At 47.1% G+C, this 19,013-nt stretch carries 18 protein-coding genes; all 18 read right to left on the bottom strand.

Translation table 11 applies throughout. The annotated features are described in order from the left end of the window. Positions 1-13: 13 nt before the first annotated feature. The 18 genes from recA to FB479_RS03435 all read right to left on the bottom strand — a co-directional run bounded on the left by recA (position 14) and on the right by FB479_RS03435 (position 18,941). Positions 14-1,072 carry a recombinase RecA gene (gene recA, locus FB479_RS03515; protein WP_106653519.1) on the bottom strand — a complete coding sequence of 353 codons (1,059 nt, stop codon included), beginning with the start codon at positions 1,070-1,072 and terminating at the stop codon, positions 14-16. 166 nt (positions 1,073-1,238) lie between these two features. Continuing rightward, positions 1,239-2,828 carry a DEAD/DEAH box helicase gene (locus FB479_RS03510; RefSeq protein ID WP_106653518.1) on the bottom strand — a complete coding sequence of 530 codons (1,590 nt, stop codon included), beginning with the start codon at positions 2,826-2,828 and terminating at the stop codon, positions 1,239-1,241. Between the two features lie 8 nt (positions 2,829-2,836). Beyond that, on the bottom strand, positions 2,837-4,081 hold the full coding sequence (locus tag FB479_RS03505) for a competence/damage-inducible protein A (protein ID WP_142062431.1): 1,245 nt from the start codon (positions 4,079-4,081) through the stop codon (positions 2,837-2,839). A 107-nt stretch (positions 4,082-4,188) separates the two neighbouring features. Then, entirely contained in the window at positions 4,189-4,764 is a 576-nt protein-coding gene (gene pgsA, locus FB479_RS03500; RefSeq protein ID WP_017249262.1) for a CDP-diacylglycerol--glycerol-3-phosphate 3-phosphatidyltransferase, read from the bottom strand. Then, complete coding sequence (gene rimO / locus FB479_RS03495; RefSeq protein WP_106653516.1) at positions 4,765-6,111, bottom strand: 30S ribosomal protein S12 methylthiotransferase RimO; 1,347 nt, start codon at positions 6,109-6,111, stop codon at positions 4,765-4,767. Positions 6,112-6,222: 111 nt separating this feature from the next. Beyond that, complete coding sequence (locus FB479_RS03490; RefSeq protein WP_142062428.1) at positions 6,223-7,122, bottom strand: helix-turn-helix domain-containing protein; 900 nt, start codon at positions 7,120-7,122, stop codon at positions 6,223-6,225. Between the two features lie 12 nt (positions 7,123-7,134). Next, on the bottom strand, positions 7,135-7,914 hold the full coding sequence (locus tag FB479_RS03485) for a YmfK family protein (RefSeq protein ID WP_016743377.1): 780 nt from the start codon (positions 7,912-7,914) through the stop codon (positions 7,135-7,137). A 108-nt stretch (positions 7,915-8,022) separates the two neighbouring features. Continuing rightward, a complete protein-coding gene (locus FB479_RS03480; RefSeq protein WP_106653514.1) occupies positions 8,023-8,292 on the bottom strand; it encodes a DUF3243 domain-containing protein in 270 nt (89 codons plus the stop codon). 102 nt (positions 8,293-8,394) lie between these two features. After that, on the bottom strand, positions 8,395-9,132 hold the full coding sequence (gene ymfI / locus FB479_RS03475) for an elongation factor P 5-aminopentanone reductase (RefSeq protein ID WP_106653513.1): 738 nt from the start codon (positions 9,130-9,132) through the stop codon (positions 8,395-8,397). Between the two features lie 7 nt (positions 9,133-9,139). Continuing rightward, positions 9,140-10,432, bottom strand: a complete 1,293-nt coding sequence (gene yfmH, locus FB479_RS03470) for an EF-P 5-aminopentanol modification-associated protein YfmH (protein ID WP_142062425.1) — start codon at positions 10,430-10,432, stop codon at positions 9,140-9,142. Position 10,433: 1 nt separating this feature from the next. Continuing rightward, positions 10,434-11,729 (bottom strand): EF-P 5-aminopentanol modification-associated protein YfmF, encoded by a 1,296-nt coding sequence (gene yfmF, locus FB479_RS03465; RefSeq protein WP_106653511.1) that lies wholly within the window; start codon positions 11,727-11,729, stop codon positions 10,434-10,436. 209 nt (positions 11,730-11,938) lie between these two features. Beyond that, positions 11,939-12,094 carry a hypothetical protein gene (locus FB479_RS30355; RefSeq protein WP_185746322.1) on the bottom strand — a complete coding sequence of 52 codons (156 nt, stop codon included), beginning with the start codon at positions 12,092-12,094 and terminating at the stop codon, positions 11,939-11,941. Positions 12,095-12,147: 53 nt separating this feature from the next. Then, positions 12,148-13,326 carry a stalk domain-containing protein gene (locus FB479_RS03460; protein ID WP_142062422.1) on the bottom strand — a complete coding sequence of 393 codons (1,179 nt, stop codon included), beginning with the start codon at positions 13,324-13,326 and terminating at the stop codon, positions 12,148-12,150. A 125-nt stretch (positions 13,327-13,451) separates the two neighbouring features. Then, positions 13,452-14,411, bottom strand: a complete 960-nt coding sequence (locus FB479_RS03455; RefSeq protein ID WP_106653509.1) for an ABC transporter permease — start codon at positions 14,409-14,411, stop codon at positions 13,452-13,454. Further along, on the bottom strand, positions 14,411-15,484 hold the full coding sequence (locus FB479_RS03450; protein WP_106653508.1) for an ABC transporter permease: 1,074 nt from the start codon (positions 15,482-15,484) through the stop codon (positions 14,411-14,413). The genes FB479_RS03455 and FB479_RS03450 overlap by 1 nt, the downstream gene beginning before the upstream one ends. After that, the gene (locus tag FB479_RS03445; protein ID WP_142062419.1) at positions 15,477-17,018 is read right to left on the bottom strand and encodes an ABC transporter ATP-binding protein; all 1,542 of its coding nucleotides are present in this window, start codon (positions 17,016-17,018) and stop codon (positions 15,477-15,479) included. The genes FB479_RS03450 and FB479_RS03445 overlap by 8 nt, the downstream gene beginning before the upstream one ends. 93 nt (positions 17,019-17,111) lie before the next feature. Beyond that, positions 17,112-18,158 (bottom strand): BMP family lipoprotein, encoded by a 1,047-nt coding sequence (locus tag FB479_RS03440; protein ID WP_048033407.1) that lies wholly within the window; start codon positions 18,156-18,158, stop codon positions 17,112-17,114. Between the two features lie 57 nt (positions 18,159-18,215). Continuing rightward, positions 18,216-18,941, bottom strand: a complete 726-nt coding sequence (locus FB479_RS03435; RefSeq protein WP_015891694.1) for a GntR family transcriptional regulator — start codon at positions 18,939-18,941, stop codon at positions 18,216-18,218. Positions 18,942-19,013 lie beyond the last annotated feature (72 nt).

Genomic DNA, 19,013 nt, shown 5'->3' with positions numbered 1-19,013 from the left:
CTTCTACTCTTCATTAATCCAGATCAAATGTTGGCTCTTCATCTTGCTCTGGGTCGTTTACCGGCTCAGTTTCTGGAACAGAGCCAGGGTTCAGGCTGAAGTATTCGCGCACCTTTGTTTCAATCTGAGATGCAATGTGCGGATTTTCCTTCAGGAAGACCTTCGAATTTTCTCTACCTTGGCCGAGACGCTCTTCGTTGAAGGAATACCAAGCACCACTCTTTTGAACGACATCAATCTCAGAACCGATGTCGAGGATGCTACCTTCTCTGGAAATACCTTCACCGTACATGATGTCCACTTCTGCAACCTTAAATGGTGGAGCCACTTTATTTTTGACAACTTTGATCTTCGTCTTGCTACCCAAAATGTCGTTGCCGACTTTGATAGATTCTGCTTTACGAACATCCAAACGAACACTCGCGTAGAACTTCAAAGCGCGTCCACCTGGAGTTGTTTCCGGGTTCCCGAACATAACTCCCACTTTTTCACGAAGCTGGTTGATGAAGATCGCAATCGTTTTGGACTTGTTGATGGCACCGGACAGCTTGCGGAGTGCTTGGGACATCAAGCGTGCTTGCAAACCTACGTGGGAATCTCCCATCTCGCCTTCGATCTCTGCTTTTGGCACGAGTGCCGCAACGGAGTCGACTACGATTATATCTACCGCACCAGAACGAACCAGTGCTTCCGCGATCTCCAAAGCTTGCTCTCCAGTGTCTGGTTGGGACAACAGCAATTCGTCGATGTTCACACCCAGCTTCGCAGCGTAAACCGGATCCAAAGCATGCTCAGCATCGATAAACGCAGCCTGTCCGCCTTGTCTTTGCACCTCTGCGATCGCATGAAGTGCTACTGTTGTTTTACCAGAAGACTCTGGTCCGTAAATCTCAATAATCCGTCCACGTGGGAATCCGCCCACACCTAGTGCGATATCAAGAGCAAGCGCTCCACTCGATACGGTAGAAATCTGAACGTTGGATACTTCCCCCAACTTCATAATGGAACCTTTACCGAATTGCTTTTCTATCTGACGCAATGCACTCTCCAAAGCTGCGCGACGATCTGACAAATGGTACACACCCTTTCAATTTTTCGCATCTGTTTTGCTTGTCTTCATCATACCTCGAGACAGAAGTGTTTGCCAAGTATTTTTTACGAACAAATATTCGCATTGTAAAAAAGCAGCCATTTCCTGGTTATTCCCAGTGAAATGACTGCTTTGTAATACTCGCTAATTAGGAACGTTTCGCTCCGCGAGGCTTTGCTGGCTCCAGATTGATTCGTTTTCCGTTGATACGCGTTTGACGCAGTGACTCATATACGAATGCCGCTACCTCTTCTGGAACCTCAACAAACGTGAAGTTCTCAAAAATGTCGATGCGACCTACTGATTTTCCTGGGATACCAACAGATTCAGAGATCTCTCGTACCAGATCCTGTGGCTTCATGTTCGCATTGCGGCCAACGTTCAGGAAGAAGCGAACCATGCCTTTTGCTGCACCCGTTTCACCAAAGTTGTACGCTTCTGCTTCCTGCCCTTGTCCCGCTTCGGTATGGAATGCCAGGTGCAATGCAGCAGCTGCTACTTTTTCAGCCGGGTATTGACCAACGAGAGAATCCGCTACTTTTTGGTACATATCCGCGATTGCATCGCTTTCCAAAAGGCTGGTCAACTGTTCACGCAATTGTTCTTGTTTGCGCTCAGCCACTTCCTCCAGGGAAGGAACATTGCGAGAAAGCACTTGTGCTTTTGTCTGCTTTTGGATAAACATCATTTGTCTTACTTCACGAGGCGTAACCAACGTCATCGCAATTCCTTTGCGACCTGCGCGACCAGTACGGCCAATACGGTGTACGTAGCTCTCAGAGTCTTGTGGAATATCGTAGTTGATTACATGAGAGACGTTTCCTACGTCGATACCGCGTGCTGCTACATCTGTCGCGATCAGGAATTCAATCGAGCCCTCACGGAACGCATTCATAACCTTGTCACGTTGTGCCTGTGACAAGTCGCCATGCAAGCCGTCCGCAAGGTATCCGCGGGATTGCAGGACTTCGGACAACTCATCTACACCGCGCTTGGTCCGGCAGAAAATGATTCCCAACTCAACATCCTCACTGTCCAAGATGCGGCAAAGGCTCTCCACTTTATTGCGGTCAAACACTTTGTAGTATACCTGTTCGATCAATGGCGCCGTTACTTCTTCACGGCTAACCGCAATCGTTTGCGGCTGTTTCATGTAACGGGTAGCCAAACGCTTGATTTCTGGCGGCATTGTCGCAGAGAACAGCAAGGTTTGACGCTCTTCCGGCATATGTGTGATGATCGTCTCGATATCTTCGATGAAGCCCATGTCCAGCATTTCATCCGCTTCATCCAAAACGAGTGTATGTACGTGATCCAGCTTCAATGTTTTGCGGCGCAAGTGGTCCATGACACGACCAGGAGTACCTACAACGATTTGTACACCTTGGCGCAGCGCACGAATTTGATGTCCGATCGATTGTCCGCCATAGATTGGCAGCGTACGAACTTTGTTGTATTTGGAGATGCGCAAGAGCTCTCCCGCAACCTGGATAGCCAGCTCACGAGTTGGGGTCAGCACGATCGCTTGTACACGATTGGCAGGCGTAATCTTTTCTACAAGTGGAATCCCGAATGCAGCAGTCTTACCAGTACCTGTCTGTGCTTGACCAATCAGGTCTCCGCCATCCAGTACTTTTGGAATGCATGCTGCCTGAATCGGTGATGGCTCCTCGAAGCCCATATCGTGAATGGCTTGCAGAATAGATTTATGTAAAGGAAAATCGGAAAAAATCGTCATGAAAAAAATCACCTTTCTTTTTGCATTTGCAGCGCATAAAACAACGCGTATTTAGCGGCACGCCCAACGATTGCATGCCTTCTTCCAGCAAGGCGCAGCTCTTTTACAACTGTGGGCATTCCTTCTGCCGCGATCCCTACATAAACAAGGCCAACAGGCTTGCCCTCGGAAGGATCGGGTCCAGCCACTCCCGTAACAGAAATCCCGTAAGTAGCTCCCAGCTTTTCTCGTACATGTTCAGCCAGCAATTGAGCTGTTTTCTCACTGACTGCCCCATCTGTTTGCAAAATGGAATCAGGTACTTCGAGCAGCTGATTTTTCACTTCATTGGTGTAGCAGACTACCCCGCCACGAAACACTTGCGAGCTTCCCGGTACAGAGGTAATCAACGAGGCAATTGATCCTCCTGTGCAGCTTTCTGCACAAGCAATTGTTTCATTTCTCTTTTTCAGCTCAGAAACCAGGACATCATGCAGCGACGAGCTCTCGCCCATCCCGTACATATACTGGCCAACACGGCTGAGAATTTCTTTTTCTACAGGCAAGATCAGGGCTTCCCCTTCTTCGACTGTAGCAGATCTTGCCGTAATCCGAAGCGTTACTTCGAATTCTTTGGCGTATGGCGCGATCGTTGGATTGTCCTGCTTTTCGATCAGATCGAGCAGTTGTTCCTCCAAAGCGGATTCGCCTATTCCGTAGAACCGGAGTAAATGAGAATGAAACACTTGTTTTTCGGGGAGCAAATCGGTTACGTAAGGCATCACGTAATTCTCCACCATTGGATACAACTCGCTTGGTGGTCCAGGCAACAGCACGAACGTACTACTGTCATGACGGATCGCCATCCCCGGCGCCATCCCGAAATCGTTGGAGAATACATGGCTGCCAGAAAGCACCAGCGCCTGCTTACGATTGTTCTCCGTCATGACAATCCCACGTTGCGAAAAGAATTTCTCAATTCTCTCCATGGCTTCTGGATTCGTTTCCAATCCAATGCCTACATGCCCCGCCACGGTTTCTTTCGTCAAATCATCTTGAGTCGGCCCTAACCCACCCGTGAAAATGACGAGATCAGATCGTCCTGATGCCAATCGAATCACTTGTAGCAATCGCTCCGTGTTGTCTCCCACAACCGTATGAAAGTATACTCCCACGCCAATTTCCGCCAGCTTCTGAGAAAGAAACTGTGCGTTGGTGTTAGCGATCTGGCCTAACAAAAGCTCGGTACCTACCGCGATAATCTCCGCTCTCATCTTCCTCATCCATTCTCTTTGAGAGTAGAAAAGCCTCTAAACTAATAGTCTATCACTTGGAAACGCTCAAGAGAAGAGTCTTGTGAAAAAAGAGACCAATACCCGCATTACGAGTATTGGATCACGTTACGATTTTTCGCAAAGTAGTCGTACCCGGAGTAAATCGTGATGATCACCATCGCCCAAGTAGCTACTTCGTCGAACGGAATACCGAAGAACTCAAATGGGAAGTTGCGAATCATGACAGCCGTAATCGCTACGATCTGCACCCATGTTTTCAGTTTACCCAATGCACTCGCAGCAATTACCTGTCCTTCTGCCGCAGCAACTAGCCGTAAACCCGTCACCGCAAACTCCCGGCTGATAATGACAATCGCAATCCACGCTTCCAGACGCTGCATCTCTACGAGTGAAATGAGTGCTGCAGAAATCAACAGCTTATCAGCAAGCGGGTCCAGAAACTTCCCCAAGTTCGTCACGATTTTATTTTTCCGTGCAATATAACCGTCGAGTCCGTCCGTACTGGCTGCTAGGATAAATACCAAAGCCGCAATCAGCTCGTTATACGTCATCGTCAGGCTGCCAATCGAAAATGTCCCGATGTTGTAACGCACCAGCATAAAAAACATAACTACCGGCACCAGAAAGATCCTGGCGAGTGTGATGCGGTTGGCGAGATTCACCTAGACTACCTCCCCGGCTAAATCGTATTCATAGGAGTGTGTAATTTTTACTTTTACGATGGTGCCCAGTTCGCCTTTAAAACCAGTGACGAATACTTCACCATCGATTTCCGGAGCGTCATACTGTGTTCGACCTACATAAATATCGTTACGTCCTTCATAACGTTCAATCAAAACATCCAAGACTTGACCAACAAAGCGTCCGTTGCGATCTCCGGCTACTTCACGCTGAATTTCCATCAGCATGTTCGCACGTTTTTCCTTAACCTCTTCGTCTACGTGGTCCGGCAGACGGGAAGCTGGAGTGTCATCCTCGTTGGAGTAAGTAAACACACCCAGTCGATCAAAACGGATATCCTTCACAAACTCGCTCAGGCGCTCGAAGTCTTCCTCTGTTTCCCCTGGGAACCCTACGATCAAAGAGGTACGCAGAGCCACATCTGGAACCTGCGCGCGAATTTTGGCTACCAACGCACGAATGTCCGTCTGTCTTCCAGGGCGACGCATTCTTTTGAGAATATGGTCTTCCGAGTGCTGCAAAGGCATATCTACGTATTTGCACACTTTTGGATTGGTAGCAAAGGTGTGGATCAATTCATCCGTGAAAAATCCAGGGTATGCATAGTGAAGACGAATCCACTCGATGCCCTCGACTTCTGCCAGACGGTTTAAAAGTTCAGGAAGCATCAGTTTTCCATCGTAAATATCCGTTCCGTAGTTCGTAGAATCTTGTGCGATCAGACTTACTTCTACGATACCTTGCGCAGCCAAATGACGCGCTTCTTCCACGATGGATTCGATTGTACGACTGCGGAATCCCCCACGCATTAAAGGAATCGAGCAAAACGTACAGGCGTTGTCGCAGCCCTCGGCAATTTTAATATATGCGGAGTACGTGCCTTCCTTTACTTTCCGCTTCACTACATCTTCGTACGTAAAAATGGGATTTCCTACAAAAATCGGTCGCTTGCCCTCTAGAGATTCTTCGATAATACCTGTAATCGACATAAAATCGCCTGTTCCGACAATGCCGTCCACCTCAGGAATCTCATTCAAGATATCCTCTTTGTAACGTTGTGTGAGACAGCCTGCCACCACAAGCGATTTCAGTTTGCCGGATTCCTTCAATTCACCCATTTCCAGAATCTTATTGACGGATTCTTCCTTGGCTGCATCGATGAAACCACAGGTATTGACGATGACCACAGTTGCTTCTTCCGGGTTATCAACCAGTTCATAACCTTTTTCATCTATCAGATGGGCCATCATGTCCGAATCAACGAGATTCTTTTCACAGCCCAGCGTAACAATCGCTACTTTTTCACGCGTGCCTACCTTCTCTGTCATCTTTTTTCCTCCAATTGGTCACACCAACCCATATTACACCTATCCAGTATAATATAAGCCTAAAGGAAGTGTCAAAAAAGAGAAAAGTATAAAAGGCAAGCATATGCTTGCCTACTGGGTGACCGCCTCTTTTACTTTCATCGTAATATTGGACGGCATTGACTTCATTTTAGACGTGTCTACCAAGACTCCGTTAACCTTCAATTCCACTAAAGTCGGTTTGCCTAAACGAATATAAGCGGATTTCCCCAGCTCAATCGTTTTTTCCTGATCCTTCTTGAGCGTGCCCTGCTCAACATAAGTTTTGCCTTTTCCTTCCGAAATACCAAACCAGCTGGTGTCTTCTTTCACCTTCAGATGAACCGTGATTTTTTCTCCTCCTTGCAAGGAATAGTTATACATCGATCCTTGCTGCGATTCGAATGTGATGGTTGCCTGAGGAGTTTCCGTACCGGTCTCGGGTGGGTTTGTTCCTGTTTCAGGATTCGGTGTGGTAATAGAAGGAGGCTTCGGTTGTTGAGCAATCGGGGATGTTACCGCTCCACCACCATTGCCAGGCGGGACAATTTCCGCTCCAGGACCAACTGTTCCACCCGGCACTGGCTGAGTCAACTGACCTCCATTGTTGTTAACGACAGCGAAATAAATAACCCCGATAATCAAGGCAATAAACAATACGAGCAAGGTCTTGGTAACCCATCGACCTGCTTGTAATGGATTGTTCGCTGAAGCAACTCTTCTGCGACGAAGTCGTTCTACTTGCTCTGTAGGTGGCTGGGCCGGCAAATCGGACTGAAAGTGATTCAGGATGTGGTTCGGGTCTAGACCGACAGCTTCCGCATAACTCTTTATAAATGCACGCGCGTAAAAGTGGCCAGGAAGTACGTGAAAATGACCCCTTTCAATGGCTTCCAAATATCGCCGCTGTATCTTGGTGATACGTTGGATGTCGTCGAGCGTGATTCCTTTTTCTTCGCGGGCCCTTTGCAGGACTTGACCTAGCTCAGACACAGCTGCCCCTCCTTAATTCATTTCGAAATTATCAAAGCCGCGATTGTTGATAAGCTCATATGTAATCTCTTCATCCGGATGATGACGCAGCTCAATAATGTAATGGAAATCATCAAGTTGGTACTCTGATTCCCTTACGAATATATCCGGATGCTCAATGATTTTTGCGGCAGGAAAGTTCATAATCTCCCGAAGCAAGGTGAAGTGCTTTTCTGTCGATCGCAGCGTTGAGACAATTCCATCTATCAAATATACATGATCAGTAGACATTTCATCAATGGCTAAGGAGCTGCGTACCGTCTGGCGCAACAAAGTGGAGGAAATGAATGTCCAACGTTTATTGGCGGATACGCTGGCAGCAATCATGGATTCAGTCTTCCCTACGCGAGGCATTCCACGAATCCCGATAAGCTGGTGACCTTCCTTCTTCAGGATTTCTGCCATGAAATCGACCAGCAAGCCCAGCTCTTCACGAACAAAGCGAAACGTTTTTTTGTCCTCGCTATCCCGTTCAATATAACGACCGTGGCGAACAGCCAAGCGATCCAGCATGGTCGGGGGACGTAACCTCGTTATGGTTATGTTGTCCATTTTTTGCACAACGTTGCGCAAAACCTCCATTTTTTCATCATCATCGGTCAAGAGCAGCATACCTCGACGCATGGTATCCACACCATTGATCGTTACGATATTGATGTTCAACATCCCCAGAATAGAAGATACGTCCCCTAAGAGACCGGGACGGTTACGGGCAATCTCATACTCCATGTACCATTCTTTCTTCGCTTCCATATGCAATCCTCTCCGCCAACCAGAATTCTCTTCTTATGTAGTATATCACGTTCGTTTCATTCGACAATCGCGAAAAGAAAAATCCCCAAAAGTAGGGGATTTGAATGGCTAGCTGCCAGCGTTCGCGTCATTGCGATTCTGAACAAGCTTCACCATGAGTGATGCCAAAGCCTGTTGTTGCTGTTGATCACCTGCGTCCCACAGCTGTTTCAACAGACGCTCCTGATCGTTTTTCGGGTCTACTTGCTCAGACAGATAGCTACCGATTTGATAAGCTACATTTTGAAGCGTTTCGCTTTCCATCCCGGCTTGTTTCGCTTGTTCTACCCGATCTCCGAGAAACGCTTTCCAGTCGCTGAAATTGTCAAGAATCGACATAGGGAAATTCCCTCCTTTTGTACGTTGCGAACAGATTTGCTGCCCACACAAAAGGTAGAATTCCATCATTTCTCGTTTTTTATTCATGCATACTTTTATCTTCTACGTGTACCATCCACCGTTTGGACTAATCACTTGCCCCGTCACATAACTGGAATCCGCCGAAAGCAAAAAGCGCACGACTGCAGCTACCTCATATGGTTGTCCGAGACGGTTGGCTGGTATTTCTTCCGCGATCATTTCCATTTCATCTGGAGCAAAGCGCTCCATCATTCCACCAGCAATAGCTCCTGGAGCGACAGCATTTACCGTGATTCCGTTTGGTGCCATTTCCTTTGCCAAGGCTTTGGTGAACGTATTGATGGCTCCTTTGGTCATGGAATACAGTACCTCACATGAACCGCCCGTAAGCCCCCAGATGGAAGAAATGTTGACGATACGCCCATACCTTGCCCGCAGCATGGCCGGAACAGCTGCTTGGCAGACCAAAAAAGCGGATCGAACATTAAGTGCGATGAGCTCATCGAATTTCTCGACAGACACATCCGTAAATAAACCGACATCATCCACAGAGGCGTTGTTTACGATCAACAGTGGTGCAACCTGCATCTGAGCAAACATCGCGGCAATTTGCTTTGGATCCCGTAGATCAGCTTGGAGGATGCCGTACGGAACGCCCCGCTCCTGGCATTTTTGCACCAACGGCTCCAATTTTTCCATATTTCGATTGTAATGCAGATAAAGGGGAACCCCCGCATCAATCAGGTAGGCACCGATTGCGTGCCCGATCTCTCCGGAAGCTCCCGTAATTAATGCCCACGGCGTCTCTTGGTTGAACATGAATACATTACTCCTGTGGCGAAGCGGAACGAACGATGGAAACAGCCATCTGCTCGGTTAAAAAATGCTCCTTCAAACGTTTTTCCACATCTTCGCGTGTGATCGACTCCAAGGTCGGCACTACGGAAAACAGATCATTCCCGTTAAATTTGAAGCTGGTAAACTGGTTAGCGATAAACTCCACGGAGTTTAGAGAACGCAGGAAGTTTCCGATTTTTTTACGCTTCGCACGCTCAAAATCGTCCTGAGCTATACCGTTTTGCTTCAATTGTTCGATTTCCGCTTTGATCGTTTCCACTAAACGCTCTGGATCAGGTGTATCTCCACCAATGATCGTATACGCATAATCCTGCTCGCTGCTGTAGTCAAAATCAAAGCTTTCCGTAATTAGCTCACTATCATACAAACGCTCATAGACAGCGGAGCTTGTGCCAAACGCGATGTCCAATACCAGTTTAGTAGTCAACTCACGTTTTAACAAGGCTTCCTTGGTCAGTCCGTTTTCCTTTTCCTTGATTCCGATCATGCATTTAGGCAGACCAACTGTCAGAAACGCTTCTACTTTCGCCTCCGCCGGAGCTGATGGCTCTTCTGGAAACACGCGCGTGATTTGTGGCGCAGGAGGAAACTCCTTTGCTCCTTGGTTTTCACGAATGAGCTTTATGATCGCTTCTGGTTCGAAGGAGCCCACGACCAATAGGAGCATATTTGCAGGATGATAAAACGTTTCATAGCACTGATACAAATATTCTTTTGTAATATGAGAGATCGTCTCGATCGTACCCGCAATCTCAATGTTAATCGGATACTTTTGGTACATAGCCTTTAAGAGGTTCATGTACACCTTCCAGTCAGGGTTGTCATCGTACATGGTGATTTCCTGGCCGATGATTCCTTTTTCCTTTTCTACACTGGCATCTGTAAAATACGGGTCCTGCACATAGTCGAGCAGCAGATTCAAATTGTCGTCTAACTTATCTGTGCACGAGAACAAATAAGCCGTACGATTGAAACTCGTGAACGCATTGCAGCTCGCCCCGTTTTTACTGAATTCGTGCATGACATCCCGATCTTTTTTCTCAAACATTTTGTGCTCAAGAAAATGCGCAATGCCGTCAGGAACATTAATTTCTTCCCCGCTTCGGGTGCGGAAATGGCTATCAATGGAGCCATAGCGCGTAGTGAACACAGCGTATGTTTTGCTGAAGCCTTGTTTGGGAACCAGATAGACTTGCAATCCATTTTGGAGAGTTTCATGATATACCGTTTCATTTACTTGTTCAAAGACAGTGGTCTGCATCTTATGCCTCTCCCTTCTTGTCCCGCAGCAGATAAATCGTGTCGATCGTTACCTTGCTCGCTACTTTCTTGATATCCTCAATTGTCGCTTGGTTAATCCCCGCCAAAAGCTCTTCGATTTTCCGAGGACGTCCGCTAACTACACCATTGTACGTAAAATCAATCATGCCGCGTGCACTGTCCAGCAGCTCACGGAATTGGTTAGACAAAGTCGCACGTGTCTGACTCAATTCCTCATCCGATATGGTTCCTTGTTGCATCAGATCAAGCTGCTGCTTAATAATCTCAACCGCACGTTGATATTTGCTAACATCAATCCCGGACATAATCATAAGAATCCCTTTGTGGCTCTCTAGCCTGGATACGGCATAATAAGCGAGACTCTCTTTTTCACGGACGTTGACAAACAGCTTGGAGTGAGGAAAGCCACCTAATATCCCGTTGAATAGCAACAACGTCGGGTAATCGTCATCCTTATAAGTGATCTGCGTGCGGCAGCCGATGTTGAGCTTTGCTTGGTTGACGTCGAGTCGATCGATCACTTCGCGTTCAGCAGATACGTCCTTCGCCGTCGATGCGATCTGCAGTTCTCCTACTTGGGTGCGCTCCAATGGGATGTGCTTGCGAATAGCCTCGCTTACTTCCTGCTGGTCAACATCGCCCACCACGAACATATTGATCGGATTCGTCGTCGTTACTTCTTTAAAATATTGATACAGTTCCTGACCTGTGATCTTCGGCAAATCTGCCACGCGCCCTTGGACGAGAAGAGCGAATGGTTCTCCTTTACACATTTCTTCTGTCACGCGTTGGTTTGCATACTTCATTTTGTCGTCGATCAAGCTCTCCATCCGTTTACGTAGCGTTTCTTTTTCCTGTGCCAAGTACTTTTCGGAAAAAGCGTTCTCCTGTACGTACGGTCTGACGAGCATGTCTCCTACGAATTCGATGGCCTGCTCCAAAAGAGAGGCTTCATTGGACAAATATTTTTCATTCGGTACTTCCATATAAATTTGCAGGATTTGCCGCTCGCCTTTTTTCATGACATCGACATCAAAAATGGCACCATACAGGAAATCCAAATGTGCTCGTAATAGCTTCGTTTCTGGAAAACGAGCGCTGGCACGTTTCATGACCATCGCAAGCAATGCTGTTTTCGTTACGTGCTCCTCCGATAGCGCCTGTTCAATCATCGTCACGATCGTCGTTGTCTTGAACTTTTCTGTTGGAAGGATATGTACGTTCATCCCATTGATTTGGGAGCTTTGAAATGCAATTTCGGTTGTAGAAGCAGTCATAGTCCAATCTCCCTTCTCCATCAGCTTACTCATACTCTTCTCTATTGTAACCAATTGTCAGGGCATCAAGCATCAGAATCTTCCATTATATATCCCAGTCCTTCATCCTATGCGCTCACGCAAGTCCCGTAATACGCAAATCACAGCGCTTCCATTGTATAAAAAAAGAGCGAACAACACCTTTTTACAAAGGGTGTTCACTCTATTCCTTACATATCCATTGCATCCCACTCCCGAGGATCATCCGAAGTGCTATGCTCTTCAACAAATCGACCGCAATCAGACGAGAGACAGAGCATGCCATCCAACTGCTCATCGTGAAAGGGTAAGCCGTGGGTTCCCCCACAGTACGGACAAGTCCACATACGAAGGGCCTCCTTTTATTCGTGAAGGTACTCCGTAGTAGTTTGTCCCAATATCAGAGGGGACTCTCCACTTTATTTTGCTCCCAAATCCGCAAGTAATCATACGGATCGATCGCTTTCCCCGTGCTGTTACGATAGAGGCCAAAATGCAGGTGAGGCTCAAACATTCCCACTGTACCAGTACCACCGTAGCCTGTGTCTCCAACAAAACCGATCAACTGTCCAGCTTTTATCTTTTTGCCTACATGCAATCCTGGAGCATAGGCCTGCAAATGAGCGTAGTACATCCGATATTGACCATTTTCATCCGTAATGTTTACTCTCCAGCCACCATACGTATTCCAGCCCACTTTGTTGATCGTCCCATCGGATACCGAGTAAATCGGCGTTCCCTTTGGTGCCATGATGTCGATGCCCTCGTGACTGCGAACACTGCCGCTATTGGACTCCGTCCACTCTCGATCAGACCCGAAGCTATCCCCATACGGCTCATACCAGCTATTCTCGTGGAAAGGAAACCGAAATTGATTTCCAGTCAATTGATCATCCGCAACTTTCGTGGCAATAGGATACTCAGCTCGTTGTGCACCTTCTGGCAAAAATAAAATCTGGCCCACTAGTAACTCATCAGAAGAGAGATGATTATTTTTCTGAATGGCACTCATGTTCGTATCGTGGCGAGCTGAAATTTTTGATAAGGTATCTCCCTGTTGAACGACATATGGATTCAAGGAGTATTTCACACTCGCAGCTTTGTCTTCCACAGGTTTGGATTGTATGTATGCAACGGCCGACTTCTTATCCCATTGAACTTGATAGCCAAATGCCTCGGAGATAAATCGGATCGGAACAAGCGTCCGCCTATTCACAATGATGGGAGAGACATCCGTCTTCCATCGTTTTCCATCTACGTACGCTGTCTGGCTGCCGATCGTAAGGGTTATATGCTTGCCTTTTTTGTTAAGGAATACTTTCTGCGTAGCAGCTTCGTAGCTTACTTCTGATCCTGTTGCCTCCGCTACTACCCGTATCGGAACGAGCATACGCCCATTTCGATGGATTGGCGATACATCGGATTGGACTCCCCTTCCATTGACAACGACAGAAATGACCGGTCCTGGCTCTTTTGCTGAAGCCATTCCACCAGATACCGCTATCATCAGGCACAAAACAAAAGCGCCTAGAAGCCTGTTCCATCGATAACTGCTGTACTTATGTAGACAGCGGTTCATCTTTTTCCCTCCCCACAGACAATTTGCCAAAACGGATAGGACCGTTTGCGGACTGCAAGCAGTCACAAAAATTATCGCACAGGGAAAGTGACAGGTTCTAGACGCTAAATTTTGTCAACGAATGATTAACGCGATCCCGTATCGTAAGGTTTACCGAGGGCCGCTGGAGCACTGGATCGTCCTACCAGACCAGCCATCACGAGAATCGTCAGTACGTACGGAAGCATGAAGATAAATTCAGTAGGAATGTAATTGGTCAATCCGAAGATTTGGACCAAAGACTTGATCGCTTGAGCGACACCGAAGAACAAGGCTGCTCCCATCGCACCCGCTGGATGCCATTTACCAAAGATCAAGGCCGCAATCGCGATAAACCCTTGTCCGGAAACCGTGTTATGGGAAAAGTTACTGGTTGTCGTCAAAGAAATGGTAGCTCCACCCAATGCAGCCAGCATGCCACTGATCATAACAGCCGTATAGCGCATTCTCTTAACATTGATCCCTACTGTATCAGCAGCACGCGGATGCTCACCAACCGAACGCAAGCGCAATCCGAAAGGTGTCTTAAATACAACATACCACGTAAGGAAAACAGCAATGAAAGCTAGAAAGCTAGTAGGATACGCCTCAAAAATGGCATGTCCGATATACGGAATTTCACTCAATCCAGGAATACTGAATTTGTTAAACACAGCGGTCAATGTTGTTGTCTGACCTGCTCCATCGAAAATAATTTTGGTCAGGTAGATGGAAAGTCCAGCTGCCAAGAAGTTCAGGGCCACACCACTGACGGTCTGGTCCGCTTTAAACGTAACGGAAGCAACGGCATGCGGGAGTGCAAAAATAGAACCGGCAATCCCCGCTGCAATAAATCCGACCCACGGTGCCCAAGCACCTAGTGAATCTTGGAAAGCATAGGTCATTACGGCACCGGTAAAAGCACCGATAATCATCATACCTTCTAGCGCAATGTTCACGACACCAGAACGCTCCGAGTACAATCCACCCAGTGCGGCAAAAATCAAGGCAGTGGAAAACACGATGGTATCATGAACGAGGTTGCTGAGAATTAATCCCCAATCCATCAGTTTCCACCTTCCTTTTTCTTCATCAAGATCGGCTTAACGAAAATTTTCACGATGCCATGTGCAGCAACGAAGAAAATAACAGAAGCAATCACGACACGAATCAGCTCAAACGGTACACCCGCACTAAACTGCATGCCGCTCGCACCGAATGTGAGAACCCCAAACAATATGGCAGCAAGGATAACCCCGAATGGTGTATTTCCGCCAATCAATGCTACCGCGATTCCATCAAAGCCATAGCCCGTATGCTGCGTCATAATCGCTTGATAGTGGAATACGCCCAAAATCTCAGTAGCTCCACCAATCCCCGCAAACATACCACCAATGAACATAGCCTTTACAACATTACGATTCACGTTCATACCAGCATACTCTGAAGCATGCGGGTTCAAACCAACGGAACGCAATTCAAAACCAGATTTTGTTTTCCAAAGAATGATATAGAAGAAAATAGCTGCGAGTACGGCAACCAGTGTACCCCAGTGTAAACGAGCATTGTCAAACATTTCAGCGAGCCATCCAATGGTAATGATCGCAGAATCCTTTACTTCTTCAGATGTTTGTTTGCCTGCTGGAATAAAGAAGGCATTCATGACCCAGTTTGCAAAGTAAAGAGCTACCCAGTTCAACATGATGCTGGTAATAACCTCATTGACACCACGGGCTGCTTTCAAATAGCCGGCAATAGCACCCCACAAACCACCTGCTACAGCACCTGCAAGGATAGCCAGTGGAGCATGAATGATTGCTGGGAGGTCAAAAGAAACACCTACGACAGTAGAAGCAATCATCCCTACGATAAATTGACCTTCTGCCCCGATGTTAAAGAGACCTGTACGGAAAGCAAACGCTACAGCCAAACCTGTAAAGATCAAAGGCGTAATTTGGCGAATCGTTTCACCAAAGTTATACGCGCTTCCAAATACTTTTTTAATCAAAGCCGTATAGGCATCGATTGGATTAAATCCACCTGCCAGCATGGCGATTGCTCCAGTCAAAAGACCAAGAATGATCGCAACGGCAGGAACGAGAAACGATTCTTTCGTGAAGACCGCAATAACTCTATTCATCGTTTCCCCCTCCTTGCATTACTTTTCCGCCGGACATCATCAAGCCGAGCTCTTGCTCCGTTGTCGATTTGGCATCGACAATCCCCACAATGGCTCCCTCATAAATAACCGCAATCCGGTCGGACACATTGATAACCTCATCCAGCTCCAAGGAAAGCAAGAGAACCGCTTTTCCCTGATCGCGTTGATCAATCAGTCTGCGATGAATGAATTCGATAGCCCCTACGTCCAAGCCACGAGTAGGTTGAGCCGCAATGAGCAAATCCGGGTTCTTGTCCACTTCGCGGGCAATAATTGCCTTCTGTTGGTTTCCTCCCGAGAGCGCTCGTGCTGGCGTGTAAATACTCGGCGTCCGAACGTCGAATTCTTCGATAAGCTTGGCCGCATGCTTGTCAATGGCGCCATAATCAAGAAAACCGTTTTTGCAGAACGTTGGATGGAAGTACGTTTCCAATACCATATTTTCACTCATGGTGAAATCAAGAACCAATCCTCGTTTATGTCGGTCTTCTGGAATGTGCGACAATCCTGATTCCGAGATGTTGCGCGGACTTTGATTCGTAATTTCTTTGCCATTAAGAAGGACACGCCCACTTGTTGCTTTACGCAAGCCAGTTAATACTTCAATCAATTCACTTTGACCATTTCCGTCGACTCCTGCAATTCCGAGAATTTCGCCGGCGCGAACTTCTAAGCTGAGATTGTTCAGCGCATTCACACCGCGGTTACCCATCGCAGTCAAGTTCTCTATGGAAAGAATCGTATCTTTTGGTTTTGCTTCCGTTTTATCCACGCGGAAGTTCACTTCACGACCAACCATTTTCGCAGCCAAGTCGTCTGGATTCGTATCTTTTACCAATACGGAGTCAATGACTTTTCCTCGACGAATGATCGTAACCGCATCACATACAGCCATAATTTCTTTCAGCTTGTGTGTGATCAGGATAATCGTCTTACCTTCTTTTACCAAGTTATGCATGATCTCGATAAGTTCATGGATTTCCTGCGGCGTCAATACAGCCGTAGGCTCATCAAAAATCAAGATGTCCGCACCGCGATAAAGCGTTTTCAAAATCTCTACACGCTGCTGCATCCCTACTGAGATATCCTGAATTTTTGCTCTCGGATCAACTTTGAGCCCGTATTGATTCGACAGTTTTTCTACCGCTTTCTCAGCGCTTTGAATATCTATCTTCAACCCGTTTTTCGGTTCATTTCCTAGCACAATGTTTTCCGTGACTGTAAATGTTTCTACGAGCATAAAATGTTGGTGAACCATTCCGATACCAAGTTCGTTTGCAATCCTTGGACTGGTGATCTGTACAACTTTCTCGTTAATCAGAATTTCGCCTTCATCCGGCTGGTATAGACCGAACAAGATATTCATGAGTGTGGACTTACCCGCGCCATTCTCTCCGAGCAGCGCATGAATTTCACCTTTACCTACTGACAGTGTAATACTGTCATTCGCAATAATGCCTGGGAACCGTTTTGTGATCCCTCTCATTTCAACCACTTTTTTTACCGAGTTCATGCATGCTCACCCCATTTTTCGGGTCTATTGTGAAGGTAAAGGACAAGGCCAGTAGCTCGAACCAGCCTTGTCCGTTTGCAGTTTCCTTAGTTTTTACTTGTCAGGAACTGTGATTTCGCCTTTAACAATTTTTTGCTTATATTCTTCAACCAGCTTCAGTACGTCTTCAGGAACGTTCTTCGTGGAAGTGTCAGCCAGACCTACACCGTTTTCAGCCAGTCCGAGCCATTGCACTCCGCCTTTGAATTTACCCTCAGACAGGTCTTTCGCTACACGAATAACTGCTTCGTCAACACGTTTTACCATGGAAGTCAATGTGATTTCGTCGCCGAAAGTCAGGGATTGGTCTTTGTCAACACCGATTACCCATACGTTCTCGCCTTTAGCTTTACGGTCTTTTGCTTCGTTGAACACACCGTCGCCTGTACCGCCGGAAGCGTGGAAGATGATGTCCACACCTTGACCGTACATGGAGGAAGCCGTAGATTTACCCATGTCTGGTTTGTCAAAAGCACCCGTGTAAACTTTAACGACTTGAATGCTAGGATCTACAGCTTTTACACCCGCTTCGAAACCAAGATCAAAGCGTTTGATTACCGGGATGTCAACGCCACCCACGAATCCTACCTTTTTCGTTTTGGTCATTTTCGCTGCAACTACCCCAGCGAGGAAGGAGCCTTCATGCTCTTTGAAGAGTACAGATGCTACGTTAGGAGCATCTACTTCAGCGTCGATGATCGCCAGTTTTGCGTCTTTGTTTTCATCTGCTACTTTTTTCAGGTGGTCACCCATCAGGAAGCCGATACCCCAAGTCAGATCCCAACCGTCTTTTACGAATTGAGTCAGGTTTGGTACATAGTCAGCATCTGATTTTGATTGCAGATAGTTTACGTTTTCTTTCGGGAGATTCAAATCGGTTTGGAGTTTTTGCAGCCCTTCCCAAGCACTCTGGTTAAAGGAGTTGTCGTTTACACCACCAACGTCTGTAACCATACCTACTTTGATAGCTTTAGCGGCTGGAGCGCCTCCATTGCTACCAGTTTGGCCTTGAGGCTGTGCTTCTGGTTTGCTTCCGCACCCAGCGAGAACGAGCGACAGGCTGAGTGTTGCCACAGAAAGCACGGATAGAACTTTCTTCATCTGAGATTACCCCCTGTTTTTAGTTGATGAAATTGTTGAGTGAGGTTGCCCCCACAGTTACAACCGTCTCCTCACGACATGAAAGTGAATTTTGTCAGCCCTGAAGTAATTATGGGAGTATAGCACTGGCTTTTCACTTTCGTCGTAATGAATCTGTTTGAGCAAGAGCATGGGAGCAGATTTATCGCAGTGCAGCAGGTTGGAAACCTTTTCATTGTAGCCCACAGGTTCAATATCAGCTACTGCGTATGCGATCCTTACCCCTGTTACGCTCTCCAGCCATTTGAAGATAGACTCTCCACTTGCCGCATAGCCCTCAGGCACCAGATGTGCAGGAATGCGGTCCACACAATAAACCACAGGCTCACCGTCAGCCGTTCGAATTCGCTCTACTATGAGAACGCCTTCACCCGGATTTAAGGCCAGCCGCTTCCTCTCTTCTTCAGCAGATTCGCCAAAGGATGTTTTCAGGATCAAGGTTCCTGCGGTATATCCTTGACGCTCGATTGCATCCGTCACACTAAAGAGTTCCCCAATCCCGCCTGAAAAAACAGGCTTTGAATTAATAAAGGTACCTACACCGTGTCTACGAATGACAATCTTCTCTTCCTCAAGAAGTCGGAGTGCCTCGCGAAGCGTCGCCCTGCTTACACCAAGCTGTTTGGATAGTTCGGCTTCAGAAGGGAGGCGTTCACCAGGACGAAGAAGTCCGGTTTCGATATCACTCTTGATCTTGTCCATTACCAAGAGAAACAGTGATCGAACATTCCCTTTGATGCTCATCATCATTCACTCCTGCTGTCCTTCAGCCATCCCAACAGGTAGGACGTCAGACCTCTGATTCGTATGAGACAT

Origin of the sequence: Brevibacillus sp. AG162 (assembly GCF_006715575.1) — a bacterium.
Taxonomy (GTDB): domain Bacteria; phylum Bacillota; class Bacilli; order Brevibacillales; family Brevibacillaceae; genus Brevibacillus; species Brevibacillus brevis.
This window is presented reverse-complemented; position numbering and strand designations above follow the sequence as displayed.